This window comes from Stappia sp. BW2, from assembly GCF_008107695.1.
Classification (GTDB): domain Bacteria; phylum Pseudomonadota; class Alphaproteobacteria; order Rhizobiales; family Stappiaceae; genus Roseibium.
Map to the genome: position 1 here is coordinate 117361 of NZ_VIRG01000036.1, position 18851 is coordinate 136211.

Here is an 18851-nt window from a genome sequence, read left to right on the forward strand (position 1 = left end):
CAAAGGGATGCGAGCCCGGCAGGCCTGCCACACTTTCTGACTTCCAAATAACAGTTCAGGGGTATCATCTGCCGCAGTGGTTGAACGGGTGTCGGCCGCGTTGGCGACCCGCAAAAGCGGGGACAAGGAGATTTCATTGGAAAAGCACCATCTGCGTCTGATCCTCAACGGCAAGTCCGCCGATCGGGACGATGTCCGCAGCGCGGTCGAAGCCGTGCGGGACATGGGCCACAAGGTCTCCGTCCGTGTGACCTACGAGGCCGGCGATGTGGAAAGACTGGTTCGTGATGCTCTGCGCGATCATGAAAGCGACAGGATCGATACGCTTGTCAGTGGTGGTGGCGACGGCACCTTGAACGAGGTTCTGGACGCGGCCCTGCGTGATTTGAAAGATGGAGAAAAGCCGCCGTTCTCCTTTGCCGTTATGCCCCTCGGCACAGCAAACGACTTTGCTCATCACATTGGCCTCGACCCTGCGGACGTTACCTCCTGCCTGAGGTTCGCCGTGCGTGCATCCGCCAAGCCGACGGATATCGGCGAGGTCAACGGCTGCGTCTTCATAAACATGGCCACCGGAGGTTTCGGGACGCAGGTTACGTCGCAGACCGACCCGAACCTGAAACGGGTTCTGGGCGGTGCCGCTTATCTTTTCACCGGCCTGCAGCGGTTTTCTGAACTTTCCGCCTGCGAAGCACGCATCGAGGCGGAGGATTTTTCATGGGAGGGCTCGTTCCTGGCCCTGGCCATCGGCAACGGCCGCCGCGCTGGCGGCGGCATTCGCCTTTGTCCCGATGCGGTTCTGGATGACGGTTACCTGGATCTGACCATCGTCCCCTTTCCGCAATCGGGCAAGGTCATCGACCTGTTGTCAGCCCTGCTGGACAGCGGCGTGGAAGACATCAATGGCGGCCCGATCCAGCGCCGGGTGCGCAATCTGAAAATCGACACCCAGCAGCCGGTGCAGTTCAATCTGGACGGCGAGCCAATGAATGGACAGTCCTGGCAGATTGGGATAAGGCACCACCAGATCGACCTCAGGCGTTGACGGTCGCTGCACCCGGCAGGCTGAAACGACGTCTTTCCGTCAGCCGTGCAAGGTGCGGGAAGGCGCAGGGCACCGCTTTCAAGAGACGGACAGTATGGACGAATACCAGCTCAAGAATTTTCTCAAGTTCGCACCCGCCAGGCTGGGGCTCGCCCCGAAGAAACACCTGCTTGTCCACATTCCCAAGAACGGCGGCATGTCGGTGCGCCATGCCAAGGCGCTTGAGAACAAGCTGGTGCTCGCCAACCGCAGGCGCCTCAAAAGCAAAGCCTATGCCGACGCTCTTATGACCTTCATGAAAGATCGTGGCTTTCATACGGGCTATGAGCACGCCCGGCTGCGGGATATCGACCTTTCGGTGCGCGCAGGCACAGTGCCTTTTGCCGTTGTCCGCAACCCCTGGGCACGAACGTTTTCAAGATTCAAATTCTACCTTCAGACCAGCGGATCTCACGAGGCTGAACTCGATCTCACGGTGAAGGGTTTCGAGGAATTCCTGGAGACGCGCCACGAGTGGGGCCAGGTCGACTTTTTCTGGCACCGCGCCTCGCTCGGCTGGTACCCGCAAACCGACTATGTGGTCGATGAAACGGGGGAGGTGGCGGTCAATATTCTGCGCCAGGAAAAACTGGGCCCGGAACTCGCGAACTACCTGGGTGCGGAAGACACGCTTGAAAAGCGCAACATCTCCCGCAATGCCTTTGCGAACCAGAGAGAGTTCTACACCGACCGGAACATCGGCATCGTTGCCGACTGGTATGAATCCGAGATCGAGCTGTTCGGCTTCGATTTCGATACACCGGCCAAGCGGAACGTCTTTTTCAGCTGACCCTGGCGCCAAACACTTCCGCATGCCTGTGGAGAGGTCTTACTCAGTCCGGCTCCACACGCTGTTTCCGTCGATAACTTCCTTGGTTATACCGAGTGCATCGCGGTGCTCGCGGCCGATGTCGACCGCCACATAGTCCCGCCGCGCCCCAATGAACCTGTTTCTGAATTGCGCTGTATAGGCATTCAGGTCCGGGTTCATGTAATTCAGCTGCTTTTCCGGATCGAGTTTCTCATCCATCAGTTCCGCGCACCTTGCGGCGAAATCGCTGCGCAGGAAGGAAGGACTGGTGCCGAAAATCGGCCGCTTTGTGTTGAGGCCCTTGCCAAGATCCATTCCGAGGAAGGTCTTGCGGCCGGGCTCAAAATGGTAGAGGGATCTGTACCCCCAGTTCTTCTCGCGCGTCATCAGGCTGACCTGCCGAACATTGCGTGTCATTGCCCGTTTGACTTCTTCCGGGTGAACATCGCGGTTGAGCATCCAGTCGTCTTCCAGGTGAAGGCACCAGTGGGCAGCCGGCTGGCGCCAGAGCCAACGGATCGCTCTTGTGAAATGGGAGGCCTCCGGCTTCCTGGCGACAACGTTGGTGAAATGCCGCTTGCAGATCGTCTCGCAAGCATCAACCTCCACGGGCCCGCCTTCAAAGGGGTCGATGTTGACGTAAAGTGCGCCGATCTCAAAATTCTTGAACAATCGCTTCGAAAAACTCGCGAGTGTTTTCTCCAGCAACGACGGCCTGGCTCCGGAAACCAGAAGAACATCGATTTTCACTGTGTCTGTCATTAATCTCGTCTGCAAAAGAAATTGCGAGAAACGACCGAGAAGCCTTTCGCTCTTGAAATCGTCCGGTGGCTTCCGGCGGAGTTTGTCGTGCCATCGTGTCTATGCCAAGCCTTCAGCGCTACATCCAGCGATCATTGGTCTGCATACCGCTGTTTTGTTACCTCATTTTTCGTCTCAGCGCCGTGTTTGAGTTACGCGTGACCAAGGGTTCTCTTTCAATTGGTTTTGGAACCGATTATAACCCCCGGAATCTTCGGTGCGAAATGAGATCCGGTCAGACCTACCCGGATGACCCACTGGTTGCGAACACTGCCCAGATACTTGCGCCGTACAATGAAACGCATACCCGTATTGCTTCGTGAAGACGCTTTTACGGAGTTGGATTGAGACAAAAGAGTCCTATGCAAAAAACAGCTCTCATCACCGGTATCACTGGCCAGGACGGCGCCTATCTCGCAGAACTGCTGCTTGAGAAAGGCTACACGGTTCACGGTATCAAGCGGCGGTCTTCGTCCTTCAATACGGGACGGATCGACCATCTTTACCAGGACCCGCACGACCGTGATGTGAAGCTGCACCTCCACTACGGAGACATGACGGATTCCACCAACCTCATCCGCATCATGCAGGAAACGCAGCCGGACGAGGTCTATAATCTGGCCGCGCAGAGCCACGTTCAGGTGTCCTTTGAGACCCCGGAATATACGGGAAACGCCGACGCGCTTGGCACCCTGCGCCTGCTTGAGGCCATCCGTCTTCTCGGATTGAGCGAAAAAACGCGTTTCTACCAAGCCTCCACCTCAGAGCTTTACGGCAAGGTGCAGGAAGTTCCGCAGTCGGAAACGACTCCCTTCTATCCCAGAAGCCCCTATGCTGCGGCAAAACTCTACGCTTACTGGATCGTCGTCAACTACCGCGAAGCCTACGGCATACACGCCAGCAACGGCATCCTTTTCAACCACGAAAGCCCAATCCGCGGCGAAACCTTCGTAACCCGCAAGATCACCCGTGCCGCCGCCGCGATCAAGCTGGGCCTTCAGGACAAGCTTTACCTTGGCAATTTGGACGCCGAACGCGACTGGGGCCACGCAAAGGACTACGTCCGTGGCATGTGGCTGATGCTGCAGCAGGACAAGGCGGATGACTATGTTCTGGCGACGGGAGAAAAACACTCGGTTCGCGAATTTGTCGAACTTGCCTTTGCCGAACTGGACATCGGTATCCGCTGGGAAGGTAGCGGTGTAGACGAACAAGGATTCGACACGAAAACTGGAAAAGCAGTGGTTTCTGTCGATTCGCGCTATTTCCGACCGACAGAAGTTGATCTGCTGCTCGGTAATCCAGAAAAGGCGAAAAATGCACTTGGCTGGACACCTACAACACCGTTTCGCGACATGGTCAAACAGATGGTCCGAAGCGATCTCAAATCGGTGCCGGAGGACCTGAAGAATGGGTCTTAAGCGTCTTCGATCAAAGCTGGTTGAGGACATGGCAGCATGACCGGCACCTCGGAAACTGGACAAGCCCTGGAAACTCCGTTTGACCTTGCAGGCAAGCGTGTTTTTGTTGCGGGCCATACCGGGATGGTCGGCAGTGCGATTGTGCGGCGCTTGATGTCAGAAGACTGTGAAATCTTGACCGTGCCCAGCCGGGAACTCGACCTGCGAAGGCAGGCAGACGTTGAAAACTGGATGTCGGAGATGCGCCCGAATGTGGTGTTCCTGGCTGCAGCAAGAGTTGGTGGTATCCTGGCAAATAGCACCAGACCGGCGGAATTCCTGTTCGACAACCTAATGATTGAGAGCAACGTCATTCACTCAGCTTATCAATCGCCGGTCGACAAGCTCGTTTTTCTGGGCTCCACCTGCATTTATCCCAAAATGACTTCACAACCAATCCGGGAAGAGAGTCTTCTTTCGGGCCCGTTGGAGCCGACAAACCAATGGTACGCGCTGGCTAAGATCTCTGGCATCAAGCTCTGTGAGGCCTACCGGTTGCAATATGGTTGCGATTTCATTTCTGCTCAGCCGACAAATCTCTATGGGCCTGGTGACAACTATGATCTGCAATCGAGCCATGTATTGCCCGCGCTTTTGCGCAAAGCACATGAAGCCAAAACGTCTGGCAGGGATTTTCTGGAGGTGTGGGGAGACGGTTCACCTTTGCGGGAGTTTCTGCACGTAGACGATCTGGCAGACGCTGTTGTTTTTCTGGCCAAACGCTACTCTGATCCGATGCCGGTGAATGTCGGAACCGGTAAGGAAATCAGCATCAGGCAACTCGCAGAATTGATCTGCGACATTGTTGGTTTTGAGGGCGAATTGGCATTTGATGCGAGCAAGCCAAACGGCACACCGCGAAAACTGACCGACACGTCACGGCTGACTGCGCTTGGCTGGGCCGAGTGCCGGTCACTTGCCTACGGATTGCGAGAAACCTACCGGGATGCTTTCCTTGAAAACAGTTGCGGTGTTCGTACGTCATGAGTGCTGAAGCGCTTTCTTCCAAAGTCCCAAAACTTTTGGTCGTTGAGCCCAAACTGATCAGAAACCGCGGTCATCACCATACACAAATCACTGCTCTGAAGACATTGTTCCCAGATTACCGACTGCACCTAATTGCAGGCGAGGGCTACGACGGTTTTGCGGGAAAAGCCACAGCCACGTTATCTACAGCCGCTATTGAGAAGGCGAAACTTCACTGGCACTTCAGGCACGGCAAACTACGACGAAAGGCAGTGGCGTTTTTGCGTGCTGTGTTCGATGGGGGCATTGCGTCCTACCCATCCTCACCTTTTGGTGACACAATCTTGGAAGTGTGTGAGCAACTTCAATTTGACGCATATGACAAGGTGATCATTCCTTCCACAAATCTGGACGCGTTGGAATCAGTCGCTGACCTAGTCTCAAAACTTGGCGAAAAGGCACCTCAGATTTGCATGCGCCTCCTAGATCCGACCCTTGGAGATCCAAAAGAACGCCGCCGGTTGCAGAGAATGAATGTTCTTCAAGAGGTAATCCAACGTTCTGCAAAAGTTCGACTGTTTAGTGAAACAGGTGAACTCGCCAACTATATGGAGCAGCGATTCGGTCTGTCTGTTACCAGAGGCTTTTACCTGACATGCAGCATTAATCCGCTGGAGCCGACCCGCAAGGCTGCTGGACAGTACGACACGTTTCGTGTTGGCCTCCTCGGCGCACCGCGTCCAGGCAAAGGTTATGAACGGGCAGCAGCAATCGTGAAAGAACTGTCTTCAATGCTTGATGGAGCCAGCCTAGGGCTACAGGTCGAGGTTCTGCTTCAAGGTTCTGATGACGACTATGCTGAAGACGGCGTTTATGCCTTTGCGAAGAGCTTTCCTTCGACAGCTGATAAGCTGTGCGTCACGTGCATTTCGAACCGGCTTGATCCTGAAGACTTTGAGGAACTGTTTCTTTCGACAGATCTGATCCTTTTACCCTATGATATAGGTGTCTACGGGCTTCAGGGCTCAGGACTTGTTCAAGATGCTGTCGCCGCAGAGAAGATTATCGTTCATTCAAAGGGCATTTCCATGCAGGATTTTCTCTCGCACGGAAATGCAAATGCTGTAGTTAGCAATCGCGAATTCGCTGAAGCTATCCTTGAAGCTGCAACAAATCTGTCCAGATACACAAGTGGGTGCGTAACTGCCAAGAAATATTTCAGTAAGCTTTTGATTGAGCATCCGCTACTATATTCACCCTAGACTTCTCTTGGTGCTGCTTACGTAGGGATGGCTACCCGAGTAAATATCTCGACGATACGCTCAATATCTGTTCGCGTGATATTGTGATGGTTTGGCAAGTATATGCCGTAGTCATGGACTTTGTCGGCATTCGCAAGAGTCAACGCTCCTTGCGTTTTTAGCCAGAAAGGATGACGTGCGATGTTCCCGCAGATAAGCGGACGGCACTCTATTGACGCGGCCTTGAGCACCTCAAAGACTTCCAGGCGGTTCTTTACGAATGTTCCATACGCAAAAGATGACAGTGTACTAGTGTTGCTTATTTGCTGAAAATAATCAGGAAGCATTGCGGCGTAACAAGCAAAGTTGTCACTACGAGTTTTTATTATTTTGTCAATTTTTTTTAATTGAGACCTTCCTATGAACGCCTGCAAGTCCGTGGATCTAAGATTGTAACCAGGATAATAAAACGTATACAGGTTTCGAAATTCATCAATCTCATACTCAGATGTTAGAGCATCACGTCTTTCCGGAGACAAGTCCCGAGACCAACCGTGTGACCTTAAAGAAAGCATGACCTGATGCAGATCGGAATCATCCGTGACCACCATGCCGCCTTCGATCGTGGAAATGTGGTGCCCATAGTAAAAGGAAAATGAACCGGTTGCTCCAATCGTACCGAGTTTCTTGCCCTTGTACTCACTGCCGAGTGCCTCGCAGCTATCTTCCAGCAGAATGACATCATGCCGTTTACAAATGTCCAGGATTTCATTCATATGATTAGCGTGGCCAAGGACATGGCACAAAATCAGCGCGGATGGTTTTTCTTTTTCGCAAATCTCTTCGAGATGAACGAGGTTGAGGCCAAGATTAGCCTCGTCACAGTCGCACAAGAACACCTCTAGGCCGAGTTGCATCAATGGAGCGATGGTTGTCACCCAGCTAACAGACGCCGCGACGACCTTATTACTCCTAAGCCTGCCTGCTTCTTTGAGCGAAGCGATCATAAGTAGATTTGAAGAGGATCCTGAGTTTGTGAAGACAGCGTGCTTGCTTCCGATCCAGTCACTGAACTCCTGTTCAAACTCAATTGTTTGAGCTGACTTCGTCAGCCGATTTCCTTCCAGTATCCACTCACATAATGTGCTGAGTTCTTGCTGCGAAATTGTGTCTTCCGCGAGCGTGATTGGTTTGATTGCGTCCGTCACCTTTTCATCAAGCCCTTCAGTCGTCGGATCTTTTTAAGGAGTTTGAGTTCTTTGTAATAACGTTTTACTTCTTTATACGCATCATTGATTTTTTGCTTTTTTTTCGGATCCGACTTTGCATCAATTGTGATCGATTGTGGATGTGCCTGAAAAGTGGCAAGCGGCTCTTTGACAAAGCCTAACTTCTCGTACTTCAACAGAGATAGCAACGTCACCAAGCAATCGGGCCCGACCCCGTGATATTCAGCTTCCGACAATGGCAATCGCCCCTGGTAAAGGGTATCAATTAAGATCTGCTTCCGGTACACAGCGGCACCTGGAGAGATAAGGGACGAGAGAATCTTTTTCTCAAGCATGCCGACGGGGTAAACACCAGTTGTCGGCAGCCATTCATCGAACTGGATGTCGAGAACCTGTTCGGTGCCTTCCCGAACTACCCTTGCTGCGGTGAAGACGAACCCAGTCTTCGCATCAAATTGCTGTAGGCACGCTTCTACGAATGTCGGCTCAATCCAGTCGTCGTCATACTGAAGATGGACGAATTCAGAACTTGCATGCAGAACTCCTTCAAGCCAGCAAAAATGCGGGCCAAAATCACGCTCCCGACGGATATAGGTGATGGCTTCCCCGAATGATTTTGCAACGTCGGGCGTATCATCGCTTGACCCGTGATCAACGACAATCACTTCGCATTTTACTGTCTGGTCCAAAGAGGTCTGAATGGCTTTCGGCAGCAAATGGGCACGGTTATATGTCGGGATAACGATGGAAGTTCTGGCTTGGTCCATATCAGTCCTGTGCCGCGCTGGAACCCAAAATAGAAGTCAGCAATCTTGTGTCGGCCACGAGTGTGTTTGAAACTCCCTTAGAAACAATTTCAAGTTTCCGTTCACTCAGGGATTGAACAAAATCGCGGATTTTCACGGCCCTGCCGGAGGCAACGTTCACGACGCCTTCAGCACGTTTCAAGACCAGTCTGGCGATCAGTTCGGCTGCGTCCTCGGCAGTAAGAAAGTCTCTTATGCTATCAGCCCCCGCCAACTCAAACGGCTTACTGAGATCCTCTTCACGCAAGCGGCGTACTATGTTTGGGCGCAGATAGCTACCAGTTTGCTCCGGGTCATGAATGGAAAAGAGACGTCCGATGCAAAATGGAATGTCATTTGCACAACAAATATCACGTGCAAGAATTTCGCCCATGAGTTTGGTTCTGCCGTAGACAGTATGTGGCTCGGTTCGGCTAGACTCAGAAACAGGAACTGAGCAAGGCGCATAGACATGTGATGTGGAACACTGGAAGAAATAGGGCTGTTGCTTCACTTCTATCAGGCTTCTCAGTATGTTCAAAACACCGAAAGCATTAACGAAATACGCATTGTCGGGGCGATCTTGAACTTTCGAAACTTCAACAACGGCTGCCAAGTTTACGACGAGGTCTACTCGAGATAAGTGGCTAATTGTAGCACTAAGATCTGCGGAAGAGCGAATGTCACCGGAGAAACTCTCGCAAATAATCGAAGGAGAAAGTGCGCGAATTTTACGAATGAAGTGTCTGCCAACAATCCCATGGCCACCCAATAATAGAAGATTCGGCATTTGTTATTCGTCGACAGATGCGATTTCAGAACGGATGAAAGGATATTCAATAACGGATGAGTCTTAATTAGATGGGGAGACGATTATCGTCAACTATCTATGAGGCCAGATTCAGACACCCTGGAAATTCCGTCCCGGTGCAATCCATCATAATAGACCATCTTAAACTAAAAATCTGCCAAATCCATAGGGATCACCTGGACACATGAAACAAATCAGTACTGATTTGATTGCATGTTTAAGAGTGCGCTACTTATTATTTATTAGTGTGCCAAAAGCTCTGCCCATCAATGACTTGCTTGGTAATGCCTTTTTTAGCGCGGTGATCACGTCCAATATCGATGGCTACATGGTCTTTACGCGAACCAATAAAATGATTTCGATACTGAGAAGTATATTCGCTAAGAGGCTGGTTAATTTTGTTGAGTTGTTTTTCTGGGTCGAGGCTTGGAGTCATTAACTGTGAGCATCTTTTAGCAAATGTAGATTTGATAAAAGATGGACTTGTCGTGAAAATGGGGCGATTTCTATCAAGTCCACGCCCAATATCGATTCCGAATATTTTTCGTCTATTTGGCTTATAGTGATAATATGATCGAAATTTCCACATTTTCTCTTTTGTCATGAAAGAAATTTGCATTACTTTGGATTTCATTGCGGAAAATATCTCTTCTTTTTCGACTTTGCGGCTTAGAAGCCAGTCATCTTCAATGCTTAAGGCCCATTCAGTTTGAGGTTTGGACCAAAGCCATTGTACGGCCTTAGTAAACTGTGGCGATGTCGGCTTGTTTGCGTATACGTTCTTAAAGTAATTATTGCAAAGAATTTCGCATTTATTTATGTGTTCGATGCCTCCTTCGAACGGATCTATGTTTATGTAGCAGTCATTAATTTCGATATTGGAGAATAGATTTTTCTCAAAGCTGTCCAATGTAGCCTTAAGTAGTTCTGGTCGTGCCCCAGAGACAATTAAAACATCAAAAGAATTATTTTTTTCTTTGTCGATGAGTGTCATTTTTTGCCTTTTTTTACTTTCGGAGCTCAAAAAGTATCGAGAGATATTTTTGACAAATGGAGTCCTCAGACCACCGTTTTAAAATTTCTTCGGTTGCGCCTCTTCGAAGACTCTTTCTTAACCTGCTGCTGCGAATTACCTCATTTATAGCTCCCACCAGCCCGTCAACATCCCCGCAGGGGGATAGCAGCCCGGTCTTGCCGTGGTCGATCAGCCAGCTTGGCCCGGGTGAGGCGGTGGCGACGACGGGGAGGTTGGCGTTCCAGCCTTCCAGGACGACATTGCCGAGTGGTTCTTCATCGGTCGGGCACAGAAGGATATCGGCGGCCTTCAGGAAAGGCGAGGGGTCGCGTTGCCAGCCGAGGAAGTGGACGCGGTCTTGAACGCCAAGGCTTGCGGCCAGTTCCTTCATGTCAGCCATCAGTTCGCCGTCGCCGATCAACCAGGCATGTACGCTCTCCGGCAGGCCGGCGACTGTCTGAATGGCAAGGTCGAAGCGCTTGCGTTCGACAAAGCGGCCGAGGTGGATCAGAACCGTAGCATCTTTCGGCGTGTTGTAATCCGCCCGGTTGACCGGTTTCAGGTCCGCGGGCAGAGGGTCGACGAAGTTGCTGATGACGTGGGCACGCTCCGCCGGCCAGCCCATTTCGATGGCCTGGCGGATGATCTCAGGCGTGTTGCCGATCAGGTCCTGAACATTGCCGTAGGTGTGAAAGCCGTCCGGCCAGTCGCCAAGCCGCAGGAACGTGCGCATGTTGGGACCAGGCTTCGGCATCCATTTGCTGGCCGGGCTCATCCACCCCATGGTGGCACGGGCTCCAAAGGAGTGGATCTGGCGGGCGATGTTCCAGCGGATGACATGGCGTTTCAGATGTGAGCGGCTGAACGTCATTTCCCGCACATCGCAGTGTTTTGCAAGATCGTCCCGCCAGGGCCGGTCCTTTCGGATGAAGGCGATCTGCTCCACGCCCCGCCGGGCAAGCGCCGCCGTCAGGCGCACGAAAAACCTCTCTGCCCCGCCATCGACACCCAGGTGGATATGAGCGAGCTTCTTCGGTTTTATCGGCGTGTCAGTGACCATCGATCACATCGTAATAGTTATGTGCCCGGCCCAGAAGTCCGCGCAGGTTGCCCGAGCCCTTCATCAGCCGGATCAGGCCATAATAGTAAAGCTTCTCGCCGCGCTTTTTTGCAAAGGGCTTCAGCACGAAGCCGACGACTGTGGCCAGCAGGCCAAAGAACATGCGCCGCAGGCTCTTGGGAATGAAATGCAGCGCGGCCTTCAGCCGGCCTTCGCGCAGCACGATGTTGAAGGCACCTGATGTTGCGGCCATGTGCATGCGGCTCAGCAGGCGGCCGGTGGTGACGCGCGAGGCCGGAATGTCCTCTTCGACAAAGGCATCATCCACCCAGATCATCTTGGCACCGGCTGCGTGGGTGCGGCGGAAGAAATCGATGTCCTCGCTACCGAAGGTCAGCCTTTCATCGAACCGCAGACCAAGGCCGTCATTGGCGATGATGCGGCCGCTCAGCAACACGTTGTTGGTCGGGGCCTCGGTGATCAACGTTCCTGTCGGCCGGGACTTCAGCAACTGCGATTTCCACCAGTGCGGTGCCGGCTTTTCATAGATGCGGCGCACAGGTCCGTTGGCAACCTCGGCTTTGTACAGCTTGCAGGCGGCCACCAGTTTCTCGATCCAGTCGGGTTCGGCGCGTTCATCGTCGTCGATCAGCGCGACCCAATCCGGTTTGTGCTCCAGTGCGGCTTCCAGTGCCGTGTTGCGGGCAAAGGGAATGCCCTTGCGTTTTTCGTGATAGAAGAAGATCGGCAGCGACAGCCTTTCCTTCACCTCATCAGCGGCGGCGCCGGTGAAATGTGGCACGGGATCGTTTTCCACAACGACGATCGCCATTTCCGTGTTCTCGGGCTCGGCCAGATTGTCGAGGCTTTCAAGGCACGCCTGCAGCATTTTCGGCCGCTGCGCGGTGCACACGGCGATGACCAGTTTCTGGGTCATGAAGGGGTCTCAACCATTCCACTAGGGTTTGGCAGGGTTTGGCGCATGTGTCCGCCGCTGTCAAAGGGTTTCGGGACATGTCATTTGAGGAAATTGACCTTTCCAGCGCATCGACCGCACGCTAGGCTTCTCCTTTAACCCGTTGGGGGACCGTTAAAAGCGGCCGTGTTCTGGGAGGAAACACATGAAGGGAATGATGATGCATCGTCCGCTGAAAATTGCGGACCTCATCACCTTTGCAGCGGATATCTATCCGGCCAGCGAGATCGTCTCCGTGCGCACGGAAGGCGATATTCACCGCACCACCTACAAGGAAACGGCTGGCCGCATTGCCCAGCTTGCCCATGGCTTGAGGTCGCTCGGGATGGGTGAAAGCGACCGTGTCGCGACCCTCGCCTGGAACGGCTACCGGCATTTCGAACTTTATTATGCAATCTCCGGCATCGGCGCGATCTGCCACACCATCAATCCGCGCCTTTCAGCGGAACAGATGATCTACATCGTCAATCATGCCCAGGACCGGCTGCTGTTTGTCGATCTCACCTTTGTGCCGATCGTGGAAAAGCTGCGGCCGCATTTTCCGGCAGACCTGCGGATCGTCATCATGACGGACCGGGCGCATATGCCGGAGACGACGCTGGAAGGCGCCCTGTGTTACGAAGAGATCCTTGAGGGGCAGCCGGACGCGTTCGACTGGCCGGATTTCGACGAAGATCAGGCCGCCGGGCTTTGTTACACCTCCGGCACGACGGGCAACCCCAAGGGCACACTCTATTCGCATCGCTCCACGGTGCTGCATGCCTACGACATGTGCGTCACCATTCCGAGGGTTCTCAGGGAAGGCTCGCGCATTCTGCCGGTGGTGCCGCTGTTTCACGTCAACGCCTGGGGCCTGCCCTATGGCGCGCCGCTTTCCGGCTCCAGCCTGATTTTTCCAGGGGGCGCGCTGGACGGCAAAAGCCTGTTCGACCTGATGGACCGTGAAAAGGTGTTCTCCGCCTGGGGCGTGCCGACTGTCTGGATCGGCCTCATGAACGAAATCCGCCAGCGCGGCCGTATTCCAGAGGGCTTTGGGGATGTCGTTGTTGGCGGATCTGCGGCCTCTCGCTCACTGATCGAGGCTTTCGAGAAGCAAGGCGTCAATGTCTGCCACGCCTGGGGCATGACGGAGATGAGCCCGCTCGGCACCCAGTGCAACCTGCCATCGGAGATGGCGGAGCTGCCGTTCGACCAGCGTATCGACAGGAAGCAGAGCCAGGGGCGGCGGGTGTTCGGCGTCGACATGAAGATTGTCGACGATGCCGGCAACCATCTGCCGCATGACGGCAAGACTCCGGGCCATCTCTATGTGCGCGGCAACACCATCACCTCCGGATATTACGAGAATCCGGAAGCCTCGAAGCCGGTGTTCGACAAGGAGGGCTGGTTCTGCACCGGCGACATTGCCGCCATCAGCCCCGACGGTTTCCTGACCATCACCGACCGCTCCAAGGACCTTATCAAGTCGGGCGGCGAATGGATCAGCTCGCTCGATCTGGAAAATATCGTCATGTCGCATCCCGGCGTCGCCAATTGCGCGGTGATCGCGGTGCCCGATGCCAAGTGGGACGAGCGTCCGCTGTTGATCGTGCAAGCCCGCGACGATGCCCAACCGCAGAAAGCCGAAATCCTGGAGCATCTGGCCGAACATGTTGCCAAATGGCAGTTGCCGGACGAAGTCGTTTTTGTCGATGAACTGCCGATGACGGCAACGGGCAAGGTTTCGAAACTCACCTTGAGACAACAATTTCCGGAGCCCCCGCATGACGCCTGAGCATTTGTTTGGCCTTGGAGGCAAGACCGCACTTGTCACGGGCGGGGCAACCGGTGTCGGCCGCATGGCTGCCGAAGGTCTGATTGCGGCCGGCGCACGGGTGATGATCGCCAGCCGCAAGGAGGACGCCTGCCATGCTGCCGCTGATGAGCTCAACGCGCTCGGCTATTCCGGCAAGGCGGAAGGCTTTGCCGGGGACGTTGCGACGGAAGAGGGCATTGCGGCTCTGGCAGCCGAGATCGGCCGTCGCACGGACAAGCTGGACATCCTGATGAACAACGCCGGCACAAGCTGGGGCCAGCCGCTTGGCGACTTTCCCTATCACGCGTGGGAGCGGGTGATGCGGGTGAATGTCACCGGCCTGTTTCAACTGACGCAAAGCCTTTTACCCCTGCTGGAAGCCGCCTCCAGTGATGATGATCCGGCGCGTGTCGTCAATGTCGGCTCAGTGATGGGGGAAACCGCGCATGGCGACCGGGCCTACAGCTATGCGGCCTCCAAGGCCGCCGTCCACCACCTGACGCGGATCCTTGCCAAGGAGCTTGCCGACCGGCGCATCACCGTCAATGCGCTGGCACCGGGGCCTTTCGTCAGCAACATGACAGCCTTTGCAACGGCGGATGAGGACGTGCGCTCTCGTGTCGGGGCGCAGGTGCCGCTTGGCCGGGTCGGTCGTCCGGAGGATATTGCGGCCGCCTTGCAATATCTGTGCGGGCGCGGCGGCTCCTATCTTACCGGCGCCATCCTGCCGATCAGCGGCGGCATCAACGTGGAAACAGGGCCGGACCTTTTCCAGGAGGCCTATTGAGTGAGCATTGAAACCTTGCGGCGCCCCCTTGCCGCCGGCGAGTTGGAAACGCTTGTCGGAACGGAGGTTGGCGTGTCCTCCTGGCACCTGATCGATCAGGCCCGGATAGACGCTTTTGCCGAGGTAACGCAGGACCATCAGTTCATCCATGTTGACCCTGAAAGGGCGGCGGAAACACCTTTTGGCGGCACGATTGCGCACGGATTTCTGACATTGTCGCTGCTTTCCGCGATGGGCGTCGAAGCCCAGCCGAAGATCGAAGGCGCGACGATGGGCATCAACTACGGCTTCGAGAAAGTGCGGTTTCTGGCCCCGGTCAAAGTTGGCAGCCGGCTGCGCGGGCGGTTTGTTCTGGCGCGTCTGACGAGGCCGAAGCCACAAGAGGTCGATATCGTCTGGCAATCGACGGTGGAGATCGAGGGCAGCAAGCGGCCGGCACTGGTCGCGGAATGGCTGAACCGGTTCTATCTGGACGGTGAGGTGGGCACATCATGCTGAAGGCAAGATCCCTTCCCAAGGCGCTTCAGAGTTTGAGGCTTCCCGCCGTTGCGGCCCCGCTTTTCATCGTCTCCTGTCCGAAGCTGGTGATCGCCCAATGCAAGGCCGGCATTGTCGGCACTTTTCCGGCGCTCAATGCAAGGGACGAGCCCGGTGGCCCGGTCATGCTTGAAGCCTGGCTGAAGGAAATCACCGAAGCGCTTGACCGGCACAACCAGGAAAATCCGGATCGCCCGGCCGCCCCTTTTGCGGTCAACCAGATCGTCCACCGGTCCAATGAGCGGCTGGAACGGGATGTCGAGATCTGCACAAGGTGGAAGGTGCCGATCTGGATCACCTCCATGGGTGCGCGGGTCGAGGTGAACGAGGCCGCTCATTCCTGCGGTGGCATCGCCCTGCATGATGTCATCAACAACACCTACGCCAGGAAAGCTGTCGAAAAAGGGGCAGACGGACTGATTGCAGTCGCCGCCGGAGCAGGCGGTCATGGTGGGCCGCAATCGCCCTTTGCCCTGGTTCGGGAAATACGGGAATGGTTTGACGGCCCGCTGCTTCTGGGCGGCGCGATCTCCACCGGCGAAGCCCTGCTGGCGGCTCGCGTCATAGGAGCTGATCTCGGCTATGTCGGGTCGCCTTTCGTGGCGACGGAGGAAGCCAATGCCGACACGACCTACAAGGACATGATGGTGGCAGGCGGGGCGGAGGATGTGCTGACCTCCTCGCTCTTCACCGGACATCCGGCCAACTATCTGAAAGGCTCCATCCGCAACGTCGGTCTTGATCCCGATCATCTGCCGGAGGAGTGGGATGTCAGCGTCATGCCGGATGACAGCCCCAAGCCGAAAGCCTGGCGGGAAATCTGGGGCGCAGGCCAGGGCATTGGGGCGATCAAGTCCGTGGCACCGGCAGCGGCCGTGGTCGAGCGTCTGGAAACCGAATACCGCGCTGCCATTGAGCGGCTGCGCGCCGATATCTGCTAGGGGGAAATGATGGATCTTGGAATGACCGACCGGGTGCGGCCGCTGATCGAGCAGGTGCGCCAGATGGTGGAAACCGAAATCGCCCCCCTCGACCGGGAATATCACGAGGACGTCGGACGCCACCCGTCCGGCGACCGTTTCCGGATGACGGACCGCCAGCTTGAAATTCTGAACAGCCTCAAGGCTACGGCCAAGGAACGCGGGCTCTGGAATTTCTGGCTGACGGACAGCGAAAAGGGCTTTGGCCTGACGACGGTGGAATACGCCTATCTGGCCGAGGAAATGGGCAAGGTTGGTATTGCCGCGGAAGTCTTCAACTGCAACGCCCCCGACACCGGCAACATGGAGGTTCTGGAGCGCTACGGCACAGCGGCTCACAAGGAAAAGTGGCTGAAGCCGCTGCTCCAGGGCGATATCCGGTCCGCCTATCTGATGACGGAACCCGATGTTGCCTCCTCGGACGCAACCAACATTGCGCTGACGGCCGTGCGCGACGGCGAGGGCTGGGTGCTGAATGGCGACAAATGGTGGGCAACCGGGGCCGGCGATCCTCGCTGCGCGCTTTACATCGTCATGGCCGCAACCGATCCGGAGGCCCACAAGCACAGCCGCCATTCGATGTTCCTGGTCCCGGCGGATGCCGAAGGTATCGAGGTGCTGCGGCCAATGCATGTCTTTGGCGCCGACGATGCGCCACACGGCCACATGCACATCCGCTTCACCAACGTGCGCGTGCCGCAGGAAGACCTGGTGCTGGGCGAAGGGCGGGGTTTCGAGGTTGCTCAAGGCCGCCTTGGCCCGGGCCGTATCCACCATTGCATGCGGGCCATCGGGCAAGCGGAAAAGGCACTGGAGCTCATGTGCAAACGGGCCATGGGCCGGGAAGCCTTCGGCAAGAAGTTGATGGATCTTGGCGCCAATTACGACATCATCGCCAATGCGCGCATGGAAATCGAAATGGCGCGGCTTCTCTGCCTCAAGGCGGCCTGGGTGATGGATACACAGGGCACCCGCGCCGCGCAGCCGTGGATCAGCCAGATCAAGGTGGTCGCGCCGCTCACGGCCCTGAAGGTGGTAGATGAAGCCATGCAGGTGCATGGTGCCGCCGGCATCAGTCAGGACTTCCCCCTTGCCGCCATGTGGACACACCTGCGGACCCTCAGGTTTGCTGACGGCCCAGACGCCGTCCACCGCCGCCAGGTCGCACGTACGGAGCTGCGGAAGTATTCCAACGGGAAGCTGTGAGGATGGTCTTTCTCCGGCTTCCAACAGAGCGCGACTGCCACGAAGTCTCGCCTTCCCCAACCCCCATCCTGAGGAAGCGCGAAGCGCTGTCTCGAAGGATGGGCGGCATACTCCGGAACAAGTGGCCCATCCTTCGAGACGCCACTGGCGCGGCTCCTCAGGATGAGGGGGGAGCATGTGGCGCTACAGGTTGTGTAAAGACTGGGCAAAGCCAGGTCACCGCTGGGGCATCCCCCTCATGACCCTAAACGCAGATCTCGACCTCACGGCCCTGAGCAAGTGGCTGGAAGGGACCCTTCCCGGGTTCAGGGGACCGCTGACAGCCGAAAAGTTCAACCGGGGCCAGTCAAATCCCACATTTCGCATGAGTGCCGCCTCTGGCGAATATGTCCTCCGCCGCAAGCCTCCGGGGGTGTTGCTGAAGTCCGCGCATGCCGTTGACCGCGAGTTTCGGGTGCAGAAGGCGCTGGCCGGATCGGAAGTGCCGGTCGCGCACATGCATGTCCTGTGCGAGGACGAGGGCGTGATCGGGTCGGCGTTCTACGTCATGGATCTCGTCCGGGGCCGCAACTTCGACGATCCGCGGTTGCCGGATCTTGATCCGCAAACCCGGCGCGGCATCTATACTGAGATGAACCGCGTTCTGGCCGCCATCCATGGCATTGATCTGGAAGCGCGGAACCTCACCGATTTCGGCCCCTCCGGAAATTACTATCGCCGCCAGATCGACCGCTGGACCAAGCAGTACCGGGCAAGCGAAACTGGCCCCATTCCCGCAATGGACGAGCTCATTGCTTGGCTCGACGCCAATGTGCCCGAAGACGACGGCCGGCGGACGCTGGTTCATGGCGATTATCGCATCGACAACATGCTGTTTGCGGAAGACGGCCCGGCCTGTGTCGCCGTTCTCGACTGGGAGCTGTCGACCATCGGCCATCCCTTTGCGGATCTGGCCGCCCTGATCATGCAATGGCAGCGCCCGCCCGGCACGGAAGGCAGAGGTCTGGCCGGGGTCGACCGGAAGCCACTCGGCATTCCGCAAGACCAGGAATTCATCGATGCTTACTGCGCCCGCATGGGGCTCACGGGCATCCCGGAGTTTGGTTTCTACCTGGCCTTTGCCTTCTTCCGCATGGGAGCGATCCTGCAGGGCGTCAAGAAACGCGCCCTCGACGGCAATGCTTCCAATCCGGAACTCGGCCTGAAGCTGGGCGCAAGCGTGCCGGACTATGCCGCTGGCGGCTTGAAGGCAGCGCTGGAAGGCTAGACACCTTCCTGCAAGCCGTAAGAAGCCTGCTCAGGATCAC

At 55.9% G+C, this 18851-nt stretch carries 18 protein-coding genes; 11 read left to right on the forward strand and 7 right to left on the reverse strand.

Annotation, left to right across the window (positions count from 1 at the left end):
• The first annotated feature begins 136 nt into the window (after positions 1-136).
• Both yegS and FMN63_RS00800 read left to right on the forward strand, forming a co-directional pair.
• Positions 137-1045, forward strand: a complete 909-nt coding sequence (yegS, locus tag FMN63_RS00795; protein WP_209000870.1) for a lipid kinase YegS — start codon at positions 137-139, stop codon at positions 1043-1045.
• 94 nt (positions 1046-1139) lie between these two features.
• Entirely contained in the window at positions 1140-1874 is a 735-nt protein-coding gene (locus FMN63_RS00800; protein ID WP_148582046.1) for a hypothetical protein, read from the forward strand.
• Between the two features lie 39 nt (positions 1875-1913).
• Here FMN63_RS00800 and FMN63_RS00805 read toward each other — a convergent pair whose 3' ends face one another.
• Positions 1914-2657, reverse strand: coding sequence for a hypothetical protein (locus tag FMN63_RS00805; protein WP_148582047.1), 744 nt, complete (start codon positions 2655-2657; stop codon positions 1914-1916).
• Positions 2658-3058: 401 nt separating this feature from the next.
• On the opposite strand from FMN63_RS00805, the gene gmd reads away from it, so the two are divergent.
• Genes gmd through FMN63_RS00820 form a run of 3 tightly spaced genes read left to right on the forward strand, consistent with a single transcriptional unit; the run spans position 3059 to position 6384 of the window.
• Complete coding sequence (gmd, locus tag FMN63_RS00810; RefSeq protein WP_148582048.1) at positions 3059-4117, forward strand: GDP-mannose 4,6-dehydratase; 1059 nt, start codon at positions 3059-3061, stop codon at positions 4115-4117.
• A 36-nt stretch (positions 4118-4153) separates the two neighbouring features.
• Positions 4154-5143, forward strand: coding sequence for a GDP-L-fucose synthase family protein (locus FMN63_RS00815; RefSeq protein WP_148582049.1), 990 nt, complete (start codon positions 4154-4156; stop codon positions 5141-5143).
• A complete protein-coding gene (locus tag FMN63_RS00820) occupies positions 5140-6384 on the forward strand; it encodes a hypothetical protein (RefSeq protein WP_148582050.1) in 1245 nt (414 codons plus the stop codon). Before FMN63_RS00815 ends, FMN63_RS00820 begins: the two co-directional genes overlap by 4 nt.
• A gap of 17 nt (positions 6385-6401) precedes the next feature.
• On the opposite strand, the gene FMN63_RS00825 is transcribed toward FMN63_RS00820, so the two are convergent.
• From FMN63_RS00825 to FMN63_RS00850, 6 genes are all read right to left on the reverse strand, one after another.
• Positions 6402-7571: a DegT/DnrJ/EryC1/StrS family aminotransferase gene (locus FMN63_RS00825; protein WP_148582051.1), complete on the reverse strand. Its 1170-nt coding sequence runs from the start codon at positions 7569-7571 to the stop codon at positions 6402-6404.
• Positions 7568-8359 (reverse strand): glycosyltransferase family 2 protein, encoded by a 792-nt coding sequence (locus FMN63_RS00830; protein ID WP_148582052.1) that lies wholly within the window; start codon positions 8357-8359, stop codon positions 7568-7570. Before FMN63_RS00830 ends, FMN63_RS00825 begins: the two co-directional genes overlap by 4 nt.
• A 1-nt stretch (position 8360) precedes the next feature.
• Positions 8361-9167 carry an NAD-dependent epimerase/dehydratase family protein gene (locus tag FMN63_RS00835; RefSeq protein WP_148582053.1) on the reverse strand — a complete coding sequence of 269 codons (807 nt, stop codon included), beginning with the start codon at positions 9165-9167 and terminating at the stop codon, positions 8361-8363.
• A gap of 256 nt (positions 9168-9423) precedes the next feature.
• Positions 9424-10182, reverse strand: a complete 759-nt coding sequence (locus FMN63_RS00840; RefSeq protein WP_148582054.1) for a hypothetical protein — start codon at positions 10180-10182, stop codon at positions 9424-9426.
• 13 nt (positions 10183-10195) lie between these two features.
• Entirely contained in the window at positions 10196-11263 is a 1068-nt protein-coding gene (locus tag FMN63_RS00845) for a glycosyltransferase (protein ID WP_148582055.1), read from the reverse strand.
• Positions 11253-12200 (reverse strand): glycosyltransferase family 2 protein, encoded by a 948-nt coding sequence (locus tag FMN63_RS00850; protein ID WP_148582056.1) that lies wholly within the window; start codon positions 12198-12200, stop codon positions 11253-11255. Before FMN63_RS00850 ends, FMN63_RS00845 begins: the two co-directional genes overlap by 11 nt.
• Positions 12201-12384: 184 nt before the next feature.
• On the opposite strand from FMN63_RS00850, the gene FMN63_RS00855 reads away from it, so the two are divergent.
• The 6 genes from FMN63_RS00855 to FMN63_RS00880 all read left to right on the forward strand — a co-directional run bounded on the left by FMN63_RS00855 (position 12385) and on the right by FMN63_RS00880 (position 18811).
• Complete coding sequence (locus FMN63_RS00855) at positions 12385-14013, forward strand: long-chain fatty acid--CoA ligase (protein WP_148582057.1); 1629 nt, start codon at positions 12385-12387, stop codon at positions 14011-14013.
• A complete protein-coding gene (locus FMN63_RS00860) occupies positions 14003-14821 on the forward strand; it encodes an SDR family NAD(P)-dependent oxidoreductase (protein WP_148582058.1) in 819 nt (272 codons plus the stop codon). Before FMN63_RS00855 ends, FMN63_RS00860 begins: the two co-directional genes overlap by 11 nt.
• Complete coding sequence (locus FMN63_RS00865; RefSeq protein WP_148582059.1) at positions 14822-15319, forward strand: MaoC family dehydratase; 498 nt, start codon at positions 14822-14824, stop codon at positions 15317-15319. It abuts the gene before it with no gap.
• Positions 15313-16299, forward strand: a complete 987-nt coding sequence (locus tag FMN63_RS00870) for an NAD(P)H-dependent flavin oxidoreductase (RefSeq protein ID WP_148582060.1) — start codon at positions 15313-15315, stop codon at positions 16297-16299. Before FMN63_RS00865 ends, FMN63_RS00870 begins: the two co-directional genes overlap by 7 nt.
• 9 nt (positions 16300-16308) lie before the next feature.
• Positions 16309-17544 carry an acyl-CoA dehydrogenase family protein gene (locus FMN63_RS00875; RefSeq protein ID WP_148582061.1) on the forward strand — a complete coding sequence of 412 codons (1236 nt, stop codon included), beginning with the start codon at positions 16309-16311 and terminating at the stop codon, positions 17542-17544.
• 238 nt (positions 17545-17782) lie between these two features.
• Positions 17783-18811 (forward strand): phosphotransferase family protein, encoded by a 1029-nt coding sequence (locus tag FMN63_RS00880; RefSeq protein ID WP_148582062.1) that lies wholly within the window; start codon positions 17783-17785, stop codon positions 18809-18811.
• Positions 18812-18851: the final 40 nt, after the last annotated feature.

Coding starts and splice junctions, on each gene's coding strand:
- FMN63_RS00815 (WP_148582049.1), top strand. CDS start 4,154: ATGACCGGCACCTCGGAAACTGGACAAGCCCTGGAAACTCCGTTTGAC.
- FMN63_RS00840 (WP_148582054.1), bottom strand. CDS start 10,182: ATGACACTCATCGACAAAGAAAAAAATAATTCTTTTGATGTTTTAATT.
- FMN63_RS00805 (WP_148582047.1), bottom strand. CDS start 2,657: ATGACAGACACAGTGAAAATCGATGTTCTTCTGGTTTCCGGAGCCAGG.
- FMN63_RS00875 (WP_148582061.1), top strand. CDS start 16,309: ATGGATCTTGGAATGACCGACCGGGTGCGGCCGCTGATCGAGCAGGTG.
- gmd (WP_148582048.1), top strand. CDS start 3,059: ATGCAAAAAACAGCTCTCATCACCGGTATCACTGGCCAGGACGGCGCC.
- FMN63_RS00850 (WP_148582056.1), bottom strand. CDS start 12,200: ATGACCCAGAAACTGGTCATCGCCGTGTGCACCGCGCAGCGGCCGAAA.
- FMN63_RS00820 (WP_148582050.1), top strand. CDS start 5,140: ATGAGTGCTGAAGCGCTTTCTTCCAAAGTCCCAAAACTTTTGGTCGTT.
- FMN63_RS00855 (WP_148582057.1), top strand. CDS start 12,385: ATGAAGGGAATGATGATGCATCGTCCGCTGAAAATTGCGGACCTCATC.
- FMN63_RS00835 (WP_148582053.1), bottom strand. CDS start 9,167: ATGCCGAATCTTCTATTATTGGGTGGCCATGGGATTGTTGGCAGACAC.
- FMN63_RS00845 (WP_148582055.1), bottom strand. CDS start 11,263: ATGGTCACTGACACGCCGATAAAACCGAAGAAGCTCGCTCATATCCAC.
- FMN63_RS00880 (WP_148582062.1), top strand. CDS start 17,783: ATGACCCTAAACGCAGATCTCGACCTCACGGCCCTGAGCAAGTGGCTG.
- FMN63_RS00800 (WP_148582046.1), top strand. CDS start 1,140: ATGGACGAATACCAGCTCAAGAATTTTCTCAAGTTCGCACCCGCCAGG.
- FMN63_RS00860 (WP_148582058.1), top strand. CDS start 14,003: ATGACGCCTGAGCATTTGTTTGGCCTTGGAGGCAAGACCGCACTTGTC.
- FMN63_RS00830 (WP_148582052.1), bottom strand. CDS start 8,359: ATGGACCAAGCCAGAACTTCCATCGTTATCCCGACATATAACCGTGCC.
- FMN63_RS00870 (WP_148582060.1), top strand. CDS start 15,313: ATGCTGAAGGCAAGATCCCTTCCCAAGGCGCTTCAGAGTTTGAGGCTT.